The organism is Haloarcula sp. 1CSR25-25 (assembly GCF_032027985.1).
Classification (GTDB): Archaea; Halobacteriota; Halobacteria; order Halobacteriales; family Haloarculaceae; genus Haloarcula.
Genome location: NZ_JAHYBW010000009.1, coordinates 144,024 through 158,626, shown reverse-complemented (window position 1 = coordinate 158,626; position 14,603 = coordinate 144,024). Strand labels below are relative to the sequence as shown.

Here is a 14,603-nt window from a genome sequence, read left to right as displayed (position 1 = left end):
CGGACGGCGATTGCTCGCGCACGAACTGACTCACGTGGTGCAACAAAACTCCTCCTCACGCCAGACACCACGTATATCAGGAAACTCGACATCGACTCAGACTGAGCACTCCGTCACAGAAAGTATTCGAAACCGGCCGCCAGAAGTGTTGCAGCGGGACGTCAACACGGAGACAGAGGAACACAGGGAAGATTTGAGTGCTTCGGGGCGAGAGTTGGCTGAAGAGATTTCTTCCGAGACGTGGCAGTATATCATGTGGCTCCTCCGTGCCCAAATGGTGAAGCAGAGCCGGCTCAGAACCGGTTGGCTGAATACTCTAATGAGAATACAGACGAGTATCAGCGAAGCGAAAAGCGATAGAGAGGTAGAAGGGCGCAGAAACGCCCTAACGGACGTTGTAAACAGTATTTTCCGAAACGTAGATATGTTCCACGAGGAATGGGCATCGGTGAAAGAGCGTTATTTCAATGAACGCCAGACGTTGAGTTCCGTGGCACTCCAGTCCATCGACGCCGAAGAGGCGATGCACATTCTCGACAAGGAATACGAAAAGGTAACGGCTCGGCTGGATGACGACGTGCTGGCCTTCCTCACGGACGAAGATTACAACGAGCTGAGGTGGATGCTGGACAGTGGCAGCCATATTAGGGACGGTCGCATTCGCGGAGCGCGTATCCGCGTAAAGAAATTGGAAGAGATGCTGGACGTGGTGGTAGACCTGCGAAAGAGCGGTAACGACGCGGACATGCACGTCCCTGGCTGGGAGAACCTCGTACTGGAAGAAATAGCACACCTCGACAGATTCGCCAACGAGGAATCCGGCGGAAAGGGGGTGTTTTCGAGTCTGCAACGGAGCCTCGTCAGAAGTTTTCTGCGGGCTCGGGCAGCGGGACCACCGGAGCGGTCGACCTTAGAGAAAATGGGATTAGTCGCCAAAGGGGGCGTCAGAGCGGTGGTCGATCCCCTAGTCGAGACAGGGAAACAAGCTGTCGATCTGGCTCAGATAGCACTGCATTTCGCGACGAAGGATCTCACGCACGGCATGTGGGCATATGAACCTACCTTGATTAGTGGGACGTCCGAGGCCGTGAATCAGGGTGCTGGAACATCTGATATCCTCGGAGGTATGGTGACGGGACCTCTCGAGACACCGGAGCGCCTCGTGCAAGCCATCGAAGACGAGGACTGGGAGGCGGTCGGGGGTGAGGGGGTGAACATGGTCGCAGTTGGAAGAGCAATCAGGAGGGGGCCTCGTACGGCGACGAACGCATTGAATCTGTCGAAGGCTCTCGGGAGGCGGTGGGTGTCCAAGCTCTCGAAGGCGCGGGAGACTGCAATCGGGATGCAGAGCGAGGTTCGCTTGTCGACGACGCCGCTGCCGGAGGTCACTCCGTCGAGCCCCACTTTGCCGACACCCCTCGTCCCTGACCACCCCAGTACGCCCGCTCGCAGCTCGGCCCCAACGGGAGGACGAACTGGCGGAGGTAGTTCTGGCACTCCGACCCGTGCTGGCCGCGCGCGGACTCCCGCGCAGGCGGCCAGTGACTTCGCCGCCCGCTTCGATGGTCGACTGGTCGACGATTCCGGTTTAGCGGGTATATTTACCAAAATCCGCCTCCTCACTGAACGGAGCCAAGACATCGCGCGTCGCGCGGCGGCGGGCGAATTAAAAACGATTGTCGACATTCTCAGAGACGAACGGGTAACGCGTTTGCGTGTGGTGCCGGAGACAAATGTTCAGCGGACACCCGATTTGGTACTGGAGTTCGGAGATGGAACGACGACGCGTGTCGAAATCAGGACGTTCACGGCTGCGGCCAAGGTCAAAACAGGGCAAGAACCCACCGTTTCGCTTAGGGCGGCCACGAAGTTGCGTTCACGCCCTATCACCAAATCTGAGCTCAAGGGGAACATCAAAAATAAAGCCAAAACCACCTCTAGTCGATTCAGCCAACTGGACGCGCCCATGGAAGGCGTCCCTGTCGGAGGCAGCATAGCTATCGTTTCCCATCACAAGACCGTATCTCCAGCAGTAGCCGACGCTGCTATGGCTGAGCTCACCCCAGGGCTCGGACCGCACGTTCACAGCGTCACAATCACGACCCCTAGCGGCACCGGTGCTGGACGTATCACACTCGTCTATCACCGGGACGGCGCAACGTTCGTCCGGCAACCGTGAGTCGCTCGATAGGACTCCGCTGCGAATTTTAGCTATCAGGGGTGATTAAACGCGGCTTGTGCTCTCGGATTAGCATTTAGTCGCGCTACCTCGGAGAACGTCTAAACAAAACACTTTGATGTAGACTTACCGAGGAAGTCGACAACGAAGCAGACCATCGTTGTCTCAACAGGTCCACCAGTTGGGTTGAGTGGCCGAACGATGCCGAAGATCTGTTCGGTCTCTTCCACCCCCTGTTTGGATAGACCACGGAACTTCCGCAACCGATGTTTAAAAAGCGAAAACAGGCACTCATCCTAGTAAATATCGATGCCGTCGGGGCAAAACGCACGTGTCCCTGTCGACCACTGCTCGGTGGTCAGTGTCCACTTTACCGTACGCTAGTAATGTGTCTGTCCAAACCAGTCCCATCGATGGGCTCGTCGACACCATCTCCCCACGAGGGTCCGTTTCCGACCTGTCCGTTGTGCCCTCCAGACCAACAAAACGTCCATACGAGGACCTATCGACAACAAAATATCACGAGGAACCGGTGCCCGCTACGATTCGACCCGTCCCGTCAGCTCATCCGGCATCAGACGGTAGAATTCGAAGGTCACTTCGCGGAGAGGGCGTTCGAAGATGTCGATCAGGGGGATGTCGACGTGTTCGAGCCCCTCTAGCGTCTCCGTCTCGATTCCCTCACGTTCGACGTCCTCGAGCCGGCCACTGGCGACCACGCTCTGCCATCCGGCATCCGTCTCGTGGTAGGTCACGAACGTCGCCGGGCGGTCGCCGAGTTCCCCCTTCGACCCCTCCGCGCCAGCAGCCAATCGGAAGTAGAAGGCGCCCGTCTGCGCGTCGTATCCGTACGAGACAGGGACTGAGTGTGGCGGCGCATCGCCGGCGGCGAGCGAGATGACGCCCGTCCCACCGTTGTCCAGAAACGCGTCCCGTTCCTCGTCCGTCATCGTGACAGGGTTGTCCGCAGACATAGTTACTGTCACGACAGGAACAGCAATAAGTCCATGGTCGCGGCGAATCTGACTGCGGCTGACGGTGAACCCAACGAACTGGGACACACTCGGCCGGTGACAGGCAGGAAATCGTGTGCGTCCTTTCAGGACTCGTCTACGTGCTGGTCTCGGGCGTTGACCGCCAGGACAGGCATCTCGGCGTGTCTGATAAGCCGTTCTGTCGTGCTTCCCATGAGGAACCGATTGAGTCCAGTTCGACCGGTCGTCCCCATCGCAATCAGATCGATATCGTTCTCCACGGCGTAATCAAGGATCTCTGGGGCCGGGAACCCACTGACGACCTGTGTGACGGTTTCTACTCCGGACTCGCGTGCTCGCGTTGCGATCCGCTCGGTCTCTTTCTCACCTTGCGATTCCAGGGTGTCGATCAGGTCTTTCGGCAGCGTGTATTCGGAGCCGGTTGCGATATCGCCGAGATTGACGACGTTCAGCGCGTGAACGCGGGCGTCGAACTGCGCCGCAATCTCGCATGCGGGCTCGACTGCGGCCGCTGCGGGCGCGCTTCCGTCCGTCGGGACGAGGATGTCGTCGTAGGGGGCGGTGTCGCGACTCCGGTCGGTTGCACGGACGGTGAGGACAGGGACATCGGCCTGCCGAACGACGTTCTCTGTCACGCTCCCGGCGACATACCGGTCGACACCCGTGCGGCCGTGGGTCCCCATTGCAATCAGGTCCACATCGTGGTCGTCGCGGTATGTGTGTATCTCGTCGGCGGGGTTTCCCTCGCGGATACTCGTCTGTATCGCTTCGGGGACGTCGACAGCGTCCGTGATGGCGGTGATTGTTTCTTCGGCATCGGCCGTCATGCGGTCGAGGGTCTCGTCTTCGAGCTCGCCGCCGCTGAATGGCCCGCCTGCTGTACGCGTATCGATGACAGCCAGGACGTGCAGGCTCGCGCCGAATGCACGGGCCAGGGCCGCCCCGTGCTCAGCGGCCCGAGTCGCGTGTTCGCTGCCGTCGGTCGGAATCAGGATTGAATCGAACATTGCTGTGTTTGCACATCGTTGCTGTCAGTAAATAAACTGTAGTTGCGATTCTCGCGATACTGCAACGCCGACGGCGCCGTCAGATATCTCGATTGTGTCGCCGACAGCTCTCATCGGTATTTCACCCCGAGTATGAGGGGAAGAGCGTAACAATCGTACAGTTATTACCAGAACGTCTCGGAAAGATATCCAGTTGAACACGCCGTGAGAATCGCTAAGGATGTACCCCTGAACGCCCGCAGGGCCCTACTGTGGGCCACCGCCCGTTTGCGCCTCTTCCGCATCGCCCCAGCCACCGGCATCAACGATTCCGAACAGTTCACGCCAGTTTTCGTCGTCCTCGCTTTCCGGGAGTTGGCCCCGGAGGTCCCGGAAGTCGGCGTCGGGAACCACCGTCTGTATCAGGTCAACAACGACGCGTGCGTGGTACGCTGCGTCCGACGGCTCGGCCCCCGATATTTCGGCGACGCGGTCGACGAACTCCGCCCAGTCGAACCGCTGGCCGTGTTCGTGGACCGCCCCGGTCATGTACCACTTGATCTCCATAGGGAGAGACGCTGCGAAGTCCTCGGCGTTCTCCTCCGGGATGCGCTGACCAAGCGGGAGCAGTGTCGCTCGAATCGCACGAACGGCCTCGCCTGTGCCTGGTAGTTCAAGCCTGTGCTGTATCTCGCCGGTGAACTCGTCGAAGTCCATGCGCTCATGTTGGCGGTCCAACACTAAATAGTACCATGAGAGTTCTCAGTGGCTGGAAATACGCGGGCCTACACTACTACCGGACGGCGTGTATGGACTGCTTTGCAGGTGAGACAGTATCTGCATCGCACTCCCGACAGCCCCCCGGGGACCTCGCTCTACCTTTTTTAGCTTGCGGTTGTATTCGTGAGACGTAACTGGATGATTAGACACAACCTATGACAATCGACCAATTAGAAGAATACGGGCTCGAACAGATGGACGACGAGGAGATTCGGGAATTCCTCTCCGAACACTCAACCGGCGTGCTGGGGCTGGCAACGACGGATGTCCCGTATCTGCTGCCGTTATCATACGGCTTCGACGATGGTGCCTCCCTCTATTTCACCTATCTCCTCGGCGAATCAAGTCAGAAAGCGGACCTGACCGAGCAGGCAGGCCGGGGCCGGTTTCTCGTCTACGACATCGACACCGCGTTTGAGTGGCAGAGCGTGATGCTCGCCGGCGATATCAGCAGTGTGCCCGAAGAGGAGTGGTCGGATATCACGGCGATGACGCAGAACGCCTGGCGACCCAACACGCTCCAGACGGCCACCACCTCCGGTGGGGTCGCACTCTACGAGTTCGAGATAACCGAACTGGCGGGGATTCGACAGACCGGACTGGCACCCGGGTTCCGGGAGAACATCGAGCCCTGACTGCCACCAGTTGATGGGAGAACAGGCGGTTAGGCCCTTGATGCGACCGTTCGAGGGTATCCCAGCGATATCTGGCTGGGGGATACGCAGACGCTCGGGTGGCCCTGCTCTGTCAGTACGGTACTGTTGTCCGAGAATCGTCAGCAGATTGAAATAGTGTCCGACCCTTTCTCTAGTATGTACGACACGATTGTGGTCGCGACCGACGGCAGCGCCGACGCGAACCGTGCGGTGACACACGCGCTCGAACAGGCCGAGCAACACGGTGCAGAGCTACACGCCGTCTTCGTTGTCGATACGGACCGACACTCCGAGCCGGCCCTGAGCAGTATGGAACTTGAGACGATCGAGGTCGAAGAGTGGGGGAACGACGAGCTCTCGGAAGTCGCCGAGCGGGGTGCCGCGCTCGACGTCGAGGTTACCACGCGATGCTGTCACGGGAAACCGTACGTGGAGATCATCAGCTATGCCGACGAGGTCGACGCCGATCTGATCGTGCTCGGGTACCACGGACACTCCCACACGAAAACCGAACAGATGGGAAGTGTCTCTGACCGGGTCGTCCAGAACGCGGGACGACCGGTGCTGGTGGCCAGCTAAGAGAGGTACACCGATACCCGTTCGGACGGCGGGTAACAGACAGAACGGTACTCGGGCTCTCACTATGGCCCGGGATTCGGTCGCGACAGCGACTGCTACCGAAACCGATTCCAGTGCAACCGCCCGAACGGTGACCCGAGAGATGTTCCAACCCACGGCAGATTGGATCGGCCCCGGTCAAACGGTGATGTTGATCGTCGTACTGGGCCTCTCCGCGCTCGGAACGCTGGCGTTGTTTGCCGTCGCAACGGTCAGCACATACCGACGCCGGTCTCGGCCGTACGTTTTACTGACGGCCGCAATCGGGCTGCTGGTCCTTCGGTCCGTGGTCGGCATCGGGACCGTACTCGGTGCCGTCCCGATGGTGGTCCACCACCTCACCGAACACGGGTTCGACTTCCTCATCGCGTTGCTGGTACTGAGCGCGATCTATTCAGTCGCGCCGCCGAGTGTCCCCGACTGACCGGCGTTTCGACGGTCGCACCATGAACCATTTGATGATGTTCAGTGTACTATCTAGTATGGCTGAACACGCAACGGGCCTCACGCGGCGGTACTTCCTGGCCGGAACTGCGACAGTGCTGTCACTCTCGGGGTGTCTCGGGACCGGTGAGGAGCTAGAACCGGTCAGCATCGAACGGGGACAGAGCTGTGACCAGTGCGGGATGGTCATCGACCAGCACCCGGGTCCGGTCGGGCAGACGTACTACCAGGACAACTCGCCCGAGGGGCACGACCCGCCGGCACGGTTCTGCAGTACGGTCTGTACGTACCGGCACCGATTCGCCAAGGAACAATCGGGGTGGAGCCCTGCGGAGACGTTCCTCACCGACTACAGCGTCACCGACTACGATATCCGGACCGACGGGGGCAAGACAATCATCTCTCGGCACCTTGAGAGGGAGGCGTTCGCGCCCACGCGAGAGCTCACCGTCGTCGCGAACTCGGCTGTGGAGGGAGCGATGGGGACCGCTATCGTCCCGTTCAGCGACAGCGCGGACGCTGACTCGTTTGCCGAGGAGTACGGCGGCCAGACCCTCCCCGCGGAGGATATAACGCGAGAGCTGGTCGCCGGGATGTAGTCGAGTTCCCGCGCAGTGAGAACGTCCGATACCCTGTTGTCTCGGTGGGCCGGAGCCTGTAGCGAAGACTATGTCCACGGTTACTGAGCAGGTGCGTTCCCACGTCGAGTCCAAGCCGGGGGTCCATTTCAACGCGCTTGCGACTGATCTCGGTATCGCGACGGGGCAGGCACAGTATCACCTCCGGAAACTGCGCCGTGCCGGCGACGTCGTCGCCGAGGAGATTCAGGGCAAGACCCATTATTACAGCCGGGAGTACGACCCCTGGGAGCGGCGTGTGCTCGGCTTCGCCCGGCGCGAGACCGCTCGGACGGTCCTGCTCCACCTGCTGGAGGCGGGTTCCCTGTCGGCAGAGCAACTGTCCGACCGACTGGGAGTCGCACGCAGTACCGTCTCCTGGCACGTTTCGTCGCTTGCTGACGCGGGGATACTCGAGAAGTCCTACGGCGAGCGGGGGCGCGTCATCGTGGCCCTGACCGACCCGGACGCGACCCGACGGCTGCTCGCGGCGGTCCGTCCGTCGCTTACCGACCGCCTCGTCGACCGGTTCACGCGGCTGGTCGACGAGGGGCTCGCGGCCGCGGCCGACGACGGCTGAACTCAGGCCGCATCGGTCGCAAGCATCGACCCCACGAACGTCACGACCCACCAGAACAGCAGCGAGAGACCGGCGACCCACGTCGGGACGAACGCGGACCGCCCCGGAACGGCGACGTACAACACCTGGTCGAACACGAGCCCGCGATACGCCCCGGCCGGGGTCATAGCGAGCGCGCCGCCGAGAGTGCCCGTCGTGACGCCGCTGTCAAGCGCCGCAAACACCGCGAGATCGCTTCCGACGGTGAGGACAAGCAGCCCAGCGAGTGCGAGTACGAGCGCTCGTCCCCGGCTTCCGGCAAGGGCCGACAGCAGAAACGCGATAGTCAGCGACGTGAGGGCGTACAGGACCGTCAGCGCGATAAACCGGATGAAAAGGAACGGCGAGTCGACACCGCGATGGCTCGCAAACACGGTTGTCTCCGGTCCCGCGGTCGTCGCCACGGCGACACCCAGGGCCAGCAGGGGGATACCGACGACGGTGAGCAACAGCAGGGCGCGGCCCGCGTACACCCCGCCGACGTACGACCACGTCGATATGGGGTAGGTGTCAAGTACGTCGAGTTCACCCCGGACAACGGGGTCGGCAATCGCGCGATAGCCGACTGCGAAGGCCAGCGTCGGCACGAGTACTTCGACGGCGACGAGCGTATCGACGACGGTGGGAACGTAGCCGCCGGCGGGGCCGCCCCCTGCCTGGGCGAGGCCGAAGAGGACAATCCCGGTGACCAGCGCGAGCGCGAGATAGGTGCGTGTCCTGACCGCACTCCTGACCTCCCGCACGAAGACCGTCCAGAACCGGTTGCCGTCCGTCATGCCTGCTCCTCCTCGGGAGCGGCGATAGTGGCTCTGTCCTGTTCCAGAAGCGCCGTGAACGTCTCGTGGAGCGGTCCACCGGTCTGTTCCCGCAGGGATTCGACCGACCCGGTCCGCACGAGCCGGCCGGACTCGAGCACTGCCAGTCGGTCGGCCGTCGCCTCGACTAACGGCAGTTCGTGCGAGCAGAGAACCACGGCTCGACCGGCGTCGGCGATTGATTCGATGATGTCGAATATCAACCGGCTCATCGCTGGGTCGAGGCCGCTTGCCGGTTCGTCGAGCATCACGATCGGCGGGTCACCGGCGAGTGCCTGTGCGATTCCGAGGAGGCGCGTCATCCCCCCGGAGAGCCCTGACACGGGACGGCCGGCCACTTCTTCGAGGCCGACACGTTCCAGGAGTCGGTCCGGGTCGTCGTCGACGAGGTCCGCGTAGAACGCGGCGGTCTCCCGGACGCTGAACCCCGGCCGGAAGGTCGGCCGCTGTGGCAGGTACCCCAACTGCCGTTCGGCCTCCGGCCCGCTGTACGAGACGGTGCCGCCTGTCGGTCGCTCGACGCCCAGAAGCACGCGCAGGAGCGTCGTTTTCCCGGACCCGTTCGGACCGATGAACCCGGTCACGGCGTCGGACGGAACGTCGAGTGACACCTCCGAGACGGCTGTCACATCGCCGTACCTCTTCGTGACCGCGTCCGCCCTGAGGTACGTCTCGCCGGTCATGATGCCCCCTCCATCGAGGTCTCGTTGCGAAGTCGCCTGACGGTCTCGGGGTTGGCAGGGTCTGAAAGCGGTGCCCTGTCGACGATACTCCCCCGGCGAAAGCCCGGAGTGGTTCCGCGGAGCGCCCGGAGTCCCCGAACACTCGGTGCCGACCTGAGGACGACCGCGGCGTCGGTCTGATGGAGGCGACGGTCGACGGAGTCGGTGGGCGAGTAGGGCTGGGCCAGCACCGGGCCAGCCCCGCCGGTCAGGTCGTACGCGCCGCTCCAGTAGTTCCCCCTGCCTCCGTGGGTGTACACGCGCAGCGGTCCCGGCCCGGAGACGGCGTGGCGGTCGTTCGCGATGAAATCGTTCTCGGTGACGATGTTCGACGGGACGACTGTCGACGCTCGCACGCCGAGCTCGTTCCCGTAGAGTACGTTGTGCTCGTACAGCGACCGGTCGGCGTTGGTCGACATCGCCTGGGTGGTGTCGAACACCACGTTGTGGGCGATATAGCTCCGGGACCCGGCCAACATGACGCCACTGCCGGAGTGGCGCACGTCGTTGCCGACGATGGCGTTGGCCACGGGGTTCGTCATGACGACGACGCCGGCGTACTCCTGTTCCCGAGCGACGTTGTCGGCGACGAGCGACCGTGAGGTGTACATCAGGTGGACGCCGAAGCGGTTGTCCCTGAAGGTGTTGTTCCGGACAGCGGTCCCGTCGGCCCGGTGGAGGTACACGCCGTCACGCCCGCCGTTGAAGACGGAGTCCTGTACGACTATCGGCCCGTGCATCCCGATAACGCCCATGAACCCCGTCTGCCAGTCTGCCGTCCCGTTGACCGTGACGTTCTCGACGACCGCACCGGGCGTCCGACGCAGAACGACGCCGCTGGCAGGCGTCTCCACGGTGAGGTCCGCGACGTAGAGACCAGACGCGTTCCGACCGGTTACGGCGGCGTCGCTGTTGCCGTAGGCGGTCGTCACGGTTGCGTCCCAGGCGCTGGTGCTTTCGTTCGTCGGGTCGCCGACCGTCATGTTTCCGACGCCGACGATATCGAACCCGGTGACACCGACCCGGTCGGCGGTCACTGTCACGACAGTTCCGTTCCCACCACCATCGAGCGTCGCTGTGGGCCCGCTGAGGGTGAGTGGCTTGTCTATCGTCACCTGCTCGTCGTAGGTACCGGCCGGGACGTACACTGTCGTGTTCGGCGGTGCCGCGTCGACGGCCGCCTGAACCGTCGGCGCGCCGGTCCCGACTTCGACCGACACGGGTCGGGTCCGACGCTGTCGTGCCGCCTGCACGGTGGCGTCCGCATCGTCTCGCCGCGGGCCGACCTGGTTCCGGACCGCCGCCGGTCCCTGGAGGTCGAACGACCGGGTCTTGAGCGTCTCCCAGTCGATGATTCGTCCGCCACAGGTCTCGGCAAACGCCGCGGCGTCGTCCCGGTCGGCGAACGGCACGACCGCCGGACCGGACGGAACCCGCGCCGACCCATCGACGACGTAGTGGGCCCCATTGGCCTCGACCCAGTCCGGCGGTGCGGCGGTCCGGAGGTATCCGTCGTCGCCGCATCTGACCGGCCTGTCGCTGTAGTCTGAGACGTACACCGTCAGCGGGTAGCCAAACTGCTGCTCGTGTCCAGGTTCGGCGAGCGCTGTCACAGCCTGGTCGAGGCCCACGTAACCGACGACGTAGCGATACTGTGAGTAGAAGACCTCTACCTTCGGGACGCTGATGCTCTGGTTCCGGGCGATCTGTTCGTCCGCCATCGTAATCCCACGTTGAACGGTGGTGTCGAACGGCACTGGTTCGGGGCGGGCGCTGCTGGTATCGACGGCAAACGACGCAGCGAAGACCAGTGTGGTGAGAACTACCGCGAGTAGAGCGAAGACTTGCACGGTCGTCAGGGCTGGTCGCATCTACCGAGGCTACGAGCGACATCGCATTACAGTGTTTGGTGTGCCTCTCGAAACTGCCGGCCCGTACCGTTGGCTGTACCCATCGGGAGACGCTGCTGTCCCCTCAGCGGGGACGGGAACTGAATAGACGGACGCCTACCAGAGATATTGACATCTCCAAACCGACCCTCCTCGAACACCTCCGCATTCCTCGAACACCTCCGCACGGCGGAAGCGAAACTCCTCACCCAGTACGGTCGGTGACTAGCGCCCCTTCGAGGCGACACGCAGGCCCGTTATCGGGTCGCAGGCGTCTTTCACGAACGTGTGCTTGCCCGTGATTCGGGCGGTGCCAGTTATTGTCGGGACGACGACTGTAATATCGTCCCGCTGTGTCGTCTCGATGATACGCCCCTCGAACTGGGTCCCGACGATACTCTCGTGGATGTACGGTTCATCGACCGAGAGCGTTCCGGCGTCGTGTAGGAGGGCCATCTTCGCACACGTCCCGGTCCCACACGGCGAGCGGTCTACCTGTCCGTCACCGAAGACGACGATGCTGCGGTCGGCATCGTCGTCGGATTCGTAGATTTCCGTGATGGAAACCGCACCGGGTTCGCCGGTGAACGGATGGGTGATGTCGAGCTCGTCGTTGATAACGTCCCGAATCTCGAGCCCCCAGTCGATGAACTCGTCCGTCCGAGTGGTATCGACTCCGACACCGAGTTGTTCGCTATCGACCAGTGCGAAGAAGTTCCCGGCGTAGACGATGTCCACGCGAAGCGGCGCGTCCAGAAACGAGACAGGGACAGTCGTCGCGCCGTAGACGAACGACTCGACGTTCTCTATCGTGACCCGTTCGACGCGCTCCTCGGAGTACTCCGGTCTCGCTTCGACGATGCCTGCCGGGGTCTCCACGCGGATGAGGGGGTCCCGAGAGAGGTATCCCAGGTCCAGGAACGCGGACACGACGCCGATTGTCCCGTGCCCGCACATGTCCAGATACCCCTCGCTGTCCATGAAGAACACACTGAGGTCGGCATCCTCTCGGTGCGGTTCGAACGCGACGGCGCCGAACATATCGTCGTGCCCCCGTGGCTCCCGCATCAGCAGTTCGCGGACCCAGTCGTACTCCTCGGCGAAGGACTCGCGTTTCGACCGGATGCTCTCGCCCGCCAGTGGCGACTCCTCCAGCCAGTCCAGAAGGATACGCGTCGGTTCGCCTTCCGTATGTGTATCCACCGTGGTAAACGTGATGTCTGTCGGAAGGTCACTCAAATCGCCGTCGGATTTCATTCTTCGATTGTCTCCAGTGCTTCAATCTGCTCGTCGGACCAGTCGTAGTACGGTTCGTCGAGTTCACGCAGCGTCCGGACGCACTCGTTGTATCGCTCCCGGGCGTCGGAGACGTATGAGTCATTCGGATTCGCGTCGATCCACTCCCGGAGTTCGCCCAGTGCTCGGGGCGAGTAGCTCTCGATGCTCCCCTGTTCTTTGATCAGTGTGAGCTTTCGCTCCTCTGTCCGGAGCGACCGAACGAGAACGAGGGTCCCAATACCGGGTAACACGAGTATCGCGAGCAGCATCGTCGCCCAGCCGACGGCCGAAAGCGCCATCTCACTCACCCCCCTCCGACGTGGGAGTCACGGGCGCCCCGTCGACGACGGTCATCACGGCCGTGCTGCCGACGACGAGCGCCGCCATGAGCGCGACGCCGAGTATCATCAGCGTCTGGTTCTCGGTGCCGATGCTCGTGACGACACCGTAGCCGAGGATGAACGCCACGACAGCGGGAATGACGTACTTCACGACCGGACTCCACCACTGACCGACGTGGATTCCGGTACACCGGTTGAGTTCGATGACGCGGGCGCGCTCAGGTCCGAGCTTCCACGCGACGAGCGCGATAATCGAGAGCGTCGCCAGCGGGAGGCCGAAGGTGCCGAACATGAAGTCCATCTGACCGAGGAACGACGACGAGTAGGCACTCGGGAGTCCGAACACCCAGATCGCTCCACAGACCGCCAGCACTGAGCCCGTCCGTGAGAGGCGCGTCTCCTCGGAGACAGTCGTCACGCCGACCTCGGTGATGCCCAGCCCGGAGGTGAACGTGGCGAAGAAAAAGGAGACGAAAAACACGATGGCCCACATCCAGCCACCGGGTAACTGCGGGAAAACCTCGGCCAGCGAGATGAACAACAGATTGGAGCCGGCGCTCGGTTCCAGACCGAACGCGAAGACGACGGGGAACGTCGCGAACACCGCCAACAGCCCGATGCTCGTGTTCCCCACGGCGGTGAACAGACCGCCCCCGAGCGGGACGTCGTCGTATCGACCGAGATAGCTGCCATACGTGAGTGCGATTCCCCAGCCTAACCCCGTCGAGAACAGCGCCTGACCGAGTGCTGCGACCCAGGTGCTCCCCCGAGTGAGGTACGTCCAGTCGGGGGTGAAGACGAAGGCCAGACCGTCCATCCCGCCGGGGAGGGTGATGCCCCGCACCGCGACGGCGGCGAGTGCAACGACGAGAAGCGGTATCATCCACTTCACCACGCGCTCGATACCACGGCGGATACCGAAGACGAGGACGCCGGCGAGTCCGGCCATCGTCACCGTGTGCATCCCGATGACGAGCGCCGGATTGGAGATAAACCCGTCCCAGAACGCCTGTGGCTGGAACCCGGCCTGTGTGAACGTCGTGAGAAGCGAGTGGCCGGCGTAGTAAAGCGCCCACCCGATTATCGGAGCGTAGTACGACATCAGTGCGACGTTGACGACGAGCACGACGAGTCCGAGCCCGCGACCCCTACCGTCACCGAGGACCTGCCTGAACGTTCCGATCACCCCGCTGTTCGTGTACCGGCCGATCATCGTCTCGGCCATGAGCCCGGGGATAGCGATGAGATACAACAGGAGGGTGTATGCTACGAGGAAGGCGCCGCCGCCGTGTTGCCCGGTCGTAAACGGCATCCGCCAGATGTTTCCTGCGCCGACCATCGCCCCAAGCATCGCCATGAGGAAGCCGAAACGGCTCCCCCACTCTTCTCTCGCTGTTCTCGCTTGTGACTCTTCCATGCGAATTCTACTCAATCATAGAGGACATAGTTGTTATACTGGTCCCCTACTATGTTTGGGACGCTCGTTTCGATTGGGGCGCCCCGGCGGGCGCCGCAGTACACAGTAACGTCGGCGTGAGGGCCTGTTTCACTGGTCTCTCGCGTGGTCTGTAGTCGCTGCCCGGCACAGTCGAGCAGGGGACTCGCGAGTGAGACCACACGGGAGCAGGCGAATTGAGAGGATGCTACAGAGGCACGTAGCGAAC

15 protein-coding genes are annotated in these 14,603 nt (G+C 62.4%); 6 read left to right on the top strand and 9 right to left on the bottom strand.

The annotated features are described in order from the left end of the window. The first annotated feature begins 214 nt into the window (after positions 1 to 214). Entirely contained in the window at positions 215 to 2,179 is a 1,965-nt protein-coding gene (locus KZ498_RS20795; protein WP_312621311.1) for a hypothetical protein, read from the top strand. A 539-nt stretch (positions 2,180 to 2,718) separates the two neighbouring features. Here KZ498_RS20795 and KZ498_RS20790 read toward each other — a convergent pair. The 3 genes from KZ498_RS20790 to KZ498_RS20780 form a co-directional block, all read right to left on the bottom strand. Continuing rightward, positions 2,719 to 3,153: a pyridoxamine 5'-phosphate oxidase family protein gene (locus KZ498_RS20790; RefSeq protein WP_312621309.1), complete on the bottom strand. Its 435-nt coding sequence runs from the start codon at positions 3,151 to 3,153 to the stop codon at positions 2,719 to 2,721. Between the two features lie 125 nt (positions 3,154 to 3,278). Next, the gene (locus KZ498_RS20785) at positions 3,279 to 4,181 is read right to left on the bottom strand and encodes a universal stress protein (RefSeq protein WP_312621308.1); all 903 of its coding nucleotides are present in this window, start codon (positions 4,179 to 4,181) and stop codon (positions 3,279 to 3,281) included. A 246-nt stretch (positions 4,182 to 4,427) separates the two neighbouring features. Further along, positions 4,428 to 4,877: a DUF2267 domain-containing protein gene (locus tag KZ498_RS20780; protein ID WP_312621307.1), complete on the bottom strand. Its 450-nt coding sequence runs from the start codon at positions 4,875 to 4,877 to the stop codon at positions 4,428 to 4,430. Positions 4,878 to 5,095: 218 nt separating this feature from the next. Here KZ498_RS20780 and KZ498_RS20775 point away from each other — a divergent pair, with 218 nt between their 5' ends. From KZ498_RS20775 to KZ498_RS20755, 5 genes are all read left to right on the top strand, one after another. Then, positions 5,096 to 5,575, top strand: a complete 480-nt coding sequence (locus tag KZ498_RS20775; RefSeq protein WP_312621306.1) for a pyridoxamine 5'-phosphate oxidase family protein — start codon at positions 5,096 to 5,098, stop codon at positions 5,573 to 5,575. 177 nt (positions 5,576 to 5,752) lie between these two features. Next, positions 5,753 to 6,175 carry a universal stress protein gene (locus KZ498_RS20770; protein ID WP_312621305.1) on the top strand — a complete coding sequence of 141 codons (423 nt, stop codon included), beginning with the start codon at positions 5,753 to 5,755 and terminating at the stop codon, positions 6,173 to 6,175. 187 nt (positions 6,176 to 6,362) lie between these two features. Further along, positions 6,363 to 6,638, top strand: coding sequence for a hypothetical protein (locus tag KZ498_RS20765; RefSeq protein ID WP_312621343.1), 276 nt, complete (start codon positions 6,363 to 6,365; stop codon positions 6,636 to 6,638). Positions 6,639 to 6,696: 58 nt separating this feature from the next. Continuing rightward, positions 6,697 to 7,257 (top strand): nitrous oxide reductase accessory protein NosL, encoded by a 561-nt coding sequence (locus KZ498_RS20760; RefSeq protein ID WP_312621303.1) that lies wholly within the window; start codon positions 6,697 to 6,699, stop codon positions 7,255 to 7,257. A 70-nt stretch (positions 7,258 to 7,327) separates the two neighbouring features. Continuing rightward, a complete protein-coding gene (locus KZ498_RS20755) occupies positions 7,328 to 7,855 on the top strand; it encodes a helix-turn-helix domain-containing protein (protein WP_312621301.1) in 528 nt (175 codons plus the stop codon). Between the two features lie 2 nt (positions 7,856 to 7,857). On the opposite strand, the gene KZ498_RS20750 is transcribed toward KZ498_RS20755, so the two are convergent. The 6 genes from KZ498_RS20750 to KZ498_RS20725 all read right to left on the bottom strand — a co-directional run bounded on the left by KZ498_RS20750 (position 7,858) and on the right by KZ498_RS20725 (position 14,356). Further along, positions 7,858 to 8,670: an ABC transporter permease subunit gene (locus KZ498_RS20750; RefSeq protein ID WP_312621300.1), complete on the bottom strand. Its 813-nt coding sequence runs from the start codon at positions 8,668 to 8,670 to the stop codon at positions 7,858 to 7,860. Next, positions 8,667 to 9,392: an ABC transporter ATP-binding protein gene (locus tag KZ498_RS20745; protein WP_312621298.1), complete on the bottom strand. Its 726-nt coding sequence runs from the start codon at positions 9,390 to 9,392 to the stop codon at positions 8,667 to 8,669. The genes KZ498_RS20750 and KZ498_RS20745 overlap by 4 nt, the downstream gene beginning before the upstream one ends. Continuing rightward, entirely contained in the window at positions 9,389 to 11,302 is a 1,914-nt protein-coding gene (locus KZ498_RS20740) for a NosD domain-containing protein (protein WP_312621296.1), read from the bottom strand. The genes KZ498_RS20745 and KZ498_RS20740 overlap by 4 nt, the downstream gene beginning before the upstream one ends. 243 nt (positions 11,303 to 11,545) lie before the next feature. After that, the gene (locus KZ498_RS20735; RefSeq protein ID WP_312621294.1) at positions 11,546 to 12,577 is read right to left on the bottom strand and encodes a proline racemase family protein; all 1,032 of its coding nucleotides are present in this window, start codon (positions 12,575 to 12,577) and stop codon (positions 11,546 to 11,548) included. Continuing rightward, on the bottom strand, positions 12,574 to 12,897 hold the full coding sequence (locus KZ498_RS20730; protein WP_312621292.1) for a hypothetical protein: 324 nt from the start codon (positions 12,895 to 12,897) through the stop codon (positions 12,574 to 12,576). The genes KZ498_RS20735 and KZ498_RS20730 overlap by 4 nt, the downstream gene beginning before the upstream one ends. Before the next feature lies 1 nt (position 12,898). Next, entirely contained in the window at positions 12,899 to 14,356 is a 1,458-nt protein-coding gene (locus tag KZ498_RS20725) for a sodium-dependent transporter (protein ID WP_312621290.1), read from the bottom strand. Positions 14,357 to 14,603: the final 247 nt, after the last annotated feature.

Excerpts from the sequence above, each read along its gene's own strand:
- KZ498_RS20790 (WP_312621309.1), bottom strand. The coding sequence starts at position 3,153 with ATGTCTGCGGACAACCCTGTCACGATGACGGACGAGGAACGGGACGCG.
- KZ498_RS20785 (WP_312621308.1), bottom strand. The coding sequence starts at position 4,181 with ATGTTCGATTCAATCCTGATTCCGACCGACGGCAGCGAACACGCGACT.
- KZ498_RS20780 (WP_312621307.1), bottom strand. The coding sequence starts at position 4,877 with ATGGACTTCGACGAGTTCACCGGCGAGATACAGCACAGGCTTGAACTA.
- KZ498_RS20775 (WP_312621306.1), top strand. The coding sequence starts at position 5,096 with ATGACAATCGACCAATTAGAAGAATACGGGCTCGAACAGATGGACGAC.
- KZ498_RS20770 (WP_312621305.1), top strand. The coding sequence starts at position 5,753 with ATGTACGACACGATTGTGGTCGCGACCGACGGCAGCGCCGACGCGAAC.
- KZ498_RS20765 (WP_312621343.1), top strand. The coding sequence starts at position 6,363 with ATGTTGATCGTCGTACTGGGCCTCTCCGCGCTCGGAACGCTGGCGTTG.
- KZ498_RS20760 (WP_312621303.1), top strand. The coding sequence starts at position 6,697 with ATGGCTGAACACGCAACGGGCCTCACGCGGCGGTACTTCCTGGCCGGA.
- KZ498_RS20755 (WP_312621301.1), top strand. The coding sequence starts at position 7,328 with ATGTCCACGGTTACTGAGCAGGTGCGTTCCCACGTCGAGTCCAAGCCG.
- KZ498_RS20750 (WP_312621300.1), bottom strand. The coding sequence starts at position 8,670 with ATGACGGACGGCAACCGGTTCTGGACGGTCTTCGTGCGGGAGGTCAGG.
- KZ498_RS20745 (WP_312621298.1), bottom strand. The coding sequence starts at position 9,392 with ATGACCGGCGAGACGTACCTCAGGGCGGACGCGGTCACGAAGAGGTAC.
- KZ498_RS20740 (WP_312621296.1), bottom strand. The coding sequence starts at position 11,302 with ATGCGACCAGCCCTGACGACCGTGCAAGTCTTCGCTCTACTCGCGGTA.
- KZ498_RS20735 (WP_312621294.1), bottom strand. The coding sequence starts at position 12,577 with ATGAAATCCGACGGCGATTTGAGTGACCTTCCGACAGACATCACGTTT.
- KZ498_RS20730 (WP_312621292.1), bottom strand. The coding sequence starts at position 12,897 with ATGGCGCTTTCGGCCGTCGGCTGGGCGACGATGCTGCTCGCGATACTC.
- KZ498_RS20725 (WP_312621290.1), bottom strand. The coding sequence starts at position 14,356 with ATGGAAGAGTCACAAGCGAGAACAGCGAGAGAAGAGTGGGGGAGCCGT.